Origin of the sequence: uncultured Mucilaginibacter sp. (genome assembly GCF_903913935.1) — a bacterium.
GTDB lineage: Bacteria > Bacteroidota > Bacteroidia > Sphingobacteriales > Sphingobacteriaceae > Mucilaginibacter.
The window spans coordinates 1-2,924 of sequence record NZ_CAIWNH010000479.1; the positions used below are offsets into that span (position 1 = coordinate 1).

A 2,924-nucleotide genomic window follows, 5' to 3' on the forward strand; every position below is an offset into this window, starting at 1 on the left:
AACTGGTAGAATAAAATAATTTGGTATTGGCTTATATTAACAAATATCCTTTTTCCAAGCGAAAAACAAAGGGCTATATGGCGGAAACATTTGTCAAAATTTCGGAAATTAATTTCCAATGAGTTGCTTCACCAGGCTGACGTATTTTTCCATGGCATTTTCAGCGGAAGTTCCTTTTAATTTTAACCATGCGTCGTATTTTGCTTTGGCTACAAAATCAAACATCCCCGGCGGATTATCGGTGTTGATATCGCCTTCAGTAGCCTGTTTAAACAAGCTGTAGAGTTGCAATAAAGTTTCGTTATCGGGGCGGGCATTCAGGGTTTTACTTGCCGCAACTGCGTTGTCAAATGCTTCTTTTAGTTCCATTGGTACAATGTTGATCTTTACGATATAACGGGTTTATTGGGTTCTTCCATATAATCGTGACTTTTTGGGGCGTGTTTAAATAAATCAATTAGGTCAGGTGGCAATACGGCAAGCTTTCGCTTTTCCATATCTATCCATGCGCCATCGGCAACAATAATAGCTGCCTTAATACCATCGCCACGGAACAACTCCTGCCGCATAGACCATCGCGAACCATCAGGGCGTGATTTTATAATTTCACAGGTTACTTTTATATGCTCATTGATCCCGATCTCGCGCAGGTAAATCAACTCTTCCCTGAATAGTACCGGCCCGATTTTATGGCCATACAGCACAGCCGGCGTTAAGCCCACGTACTCCAGCAAGCCTAACCTGGCCTGTGCCCCGAAATCGCCATATGCTGTGTGCCGCATATGCTGGTTAGCATCTATCTGCGCCCATAAAACTTGCCCTTCATAAAAAAAAGTCATGGTTTTATTTATGTAGTTTGAATTTTTTAACTGCTTCGGTCAGCCTCGGCAAAACTTCCATTGCATCGCCCACAACGCCATAATTTGCTGCTTTAAAAAACGGCGCTTCTGGATCGCGGTTAATCACCACAATCGTCTTTGAGCCGTTTACACCCGCAAGGTGTTGAATGGCACCTGAAATGCCAACAGCGATATAAAGGTCGGGGCGGATAGTGCCGCCGGTTTGGCCCACATGTTCATGATGAGGCCGCCAATCGGCGTCGGACACCGGGCGTGAACAGGCTGTTGCGGCCCCCAGCTCCATGGCCAGGTCTTCAATCAGGTACCAGTTTTCCGGCCCTTTCATCCCACGACCGCCGGAAACTACCAAGGCAGCATCTGAAAGCGATACTTCGCCGGTTACTTTGCTTACCTCTTTTACTTTTATGCCGAAGTCCTTAGCGCCAAAGTTCACCGCCAGTTTTTCAATGGTAGCCTTTCCTTCTGATTTGACAAGAGGGAAGGTGTTTGGCATCAGCATGATCACCTTTGCATCGCTGGTGATATTAACGTAAGCAAACGCTTTGCCGGCGTAAACCGCTTTTTTTATCACAAAGCCCTTATCCAGGTCGGGGTAGGTGAGGGCGCCGGCCAGGAGGCCTGCCTTTAATTTAATGGCAATCCGTGGCGCAACGGCCCTGCCGTTAATATCATTTAGGGCGACAATTATTTTCGCGTTTTCTTTTTCAATGGCAGTTAAAATGGCGCTTGTATAAGCACGTGGATGCAATTCATCCAGCCGTTTATCTTCAACATGCAATACTTTTTGCGCGCCGTATTCCCCGAGCTTTTCAATTTCAGCATCGGCAATATTGCCGAGGATCACCGCAGTTACGGTAGCGCCGGTTTTTTGGGCAATTACAGCGGCATACTGAACAGCTTCAAAATTTTTCTTTTTGATGATCCCGCCATCATGTTCAACAAAAACAATTACAGACATTTTATTTCTTTATTAAATATTAATCAATGATGTTTAAGGATCAAATTACTTTTGCTTCGCTGTGCAACAGTTTAACCAGTTGATCCATATCGGCAGGGTCGACTAATTTTACACCTGCTTTGGCAGGTGGAAGTTCATACGACAAAATAGAAGTAACAGGTTCAACAGCTGAGGGTGTTACCACGTTGAGTGGCCGGGTGCGTGCGGCCATAATGCCCCGCATATTAGGTATCCGGGCCTCTGCAACCCCTTTTTGGCAGGAGATCACCAAAGGGAAATTACAGGTGTCGGTTTCTTCGCCGCCTTCAACCTCCCGGTTTACAATAGCGTTTGTTCCTTCAATTTGGATACCTGTGGCAAAACCGATATAATCCATATCCAGCAATTCAGCAAGCATGGAACCAACGGTGCCGTTGTTATAATCGATAGATTCCTTGCCGCAAAGGATCAGGTCGTAATTCTCGCTTTTGGCATAATCGGCGATATAAACGGCGGTTAGATAAGGGTCGTTACTCTCTACATCTATCCTTATGGCTTTATCGCCGCCAAGCGCCAGTGCTTTCCGGATAACGGGTTCGGTATTTGCCTTGCCTACCGTTACCAGGTCTATTTGGCTGGCTACGCCGGTTTCTTTTAATTCGATGGCCCGGATAAGGCCGTACCATTCATCATAGGGATTAATGATATAGGTAACCCCGTTGCTTTCAATTGCAGTGTTGTTATCTTTTAAAACAACCTTGGTGCTGGTATCCGGCACCTGGCTGATACAGACTAATATCTTCATTTAAGATTTTGTGTTAAAGTTACTTGGTGCCCTTTGTGAAAATCCATTTGTCCTTTGTGGTTATTTTTTTACCACTAAGAACACAAAGAAGGCACGAAGTTCACAAAGAATTGATTTGATTTTTTGGTTACAGCTATTTAAAAACAATATTTATTCTCAGCTATCAGTTTAGCCGCAATATTTCTGCGGGCCTGGGTTGTATTCACATCATCAGTTTTGGTGAAGCGTTTTAAGCCCATCATCATCATCCGTTTTTCATCTCCTTCGGCAAATGAGTTTAATGCTTCTTTACCTGAGCGGGCTATTTTTTCGGCCGCATCAT

The 2,924-nt window shown here is 44.7% G+C and carries 4 protein-coding genes and 1 pseudogene; all 5 read right to left on the reverse strand.

Annotated elements, in window-relative coordinates; translation table 11 throughout:
* Positions 1-108: 108 nt before the first annotated feature.
* Positions 109-369, reverse strand: a complete 261-nt coding sequence (locus QZY09_RS19290; RefSeq protein WP_295675007.1) for an acyl-CoA-binding protein — start codon at positions 367-369, stop codon at positions 109-111.
* A 17-nt stretch (positions 370-386) separates the two neighbouring features.
* Positions 387-839: a thioesterase family protein gene (locus QZY09_RS19295; protein WP_295675009.1), complete on the reverse strand. Its 453-nt coding sequence runs from the start codon at positions 837-839 to the stop codon at positions 387-389.
* 4 nt (positions 840-843) lie between these two features.
* On the reverse strand, positions 844-1,818 hold the full coding sequence (locus tag QZY09_RS19300) for an electron transfer flavoprotein subunit alpha/FixB family protein (protein ID WP_295675012.1): 975 nt from the start codon (positions 1,816-1,818) through the stop codon (positions 844-846).
* A 40-nt stretch (positions 1,819-1,858) separates the two neighbouring features.
* Positions 1,859-2,602: an electron transfer flavoprotein subunit beta/FixA family protein gene (locus QZY09_RS19305; RefSeq protein ID WP_295675015.1), complete on the reverse strand. Its 744-nt coding sequence runs from the start codon at positions 2,600-2,602 to the stop codon at positions 1,859-1,861.
* A 137-nt stretch (positions 2,603-2,739) separates the two neighbouring features.
* A pseudogene (locus QZY09_RS19310) lies at positions 2,740-2,924 on the reverse strand (acyl-CoA dehydrogenase); the annotation flags it as partial.

Coding starts and splice junctions, on each gene's coding strand:
- QZY09_RS19290 (WP_295675007.1), bottom strand. CDS start 369: ATGGAACTAAAAGAAGCATTTGACAACGCAGTTGCGGCAAGTAAAACC.
- QZY09_RS19295 (WP_295675009.1), bottom strand. CDS start 839: ATGACTTTTTTTTATGAAGGGCAAGTTTTATGGGCGCAGATAGATGCT.
- QZY09_RS19300 (WP_295675012.1), bottom strand. CDS start 1,818: ATGTCTGTAATTGTTTTTGTTGAACATGATGGCGGGATCATCAAAAAG.
- QZY09_RS19305 (WP_295675015.1), bottom strand. CDS start 2,602: ATGAAGATATTAGTCTGTATCAGCCAGGTGCCGGATACCAGCACCAAG.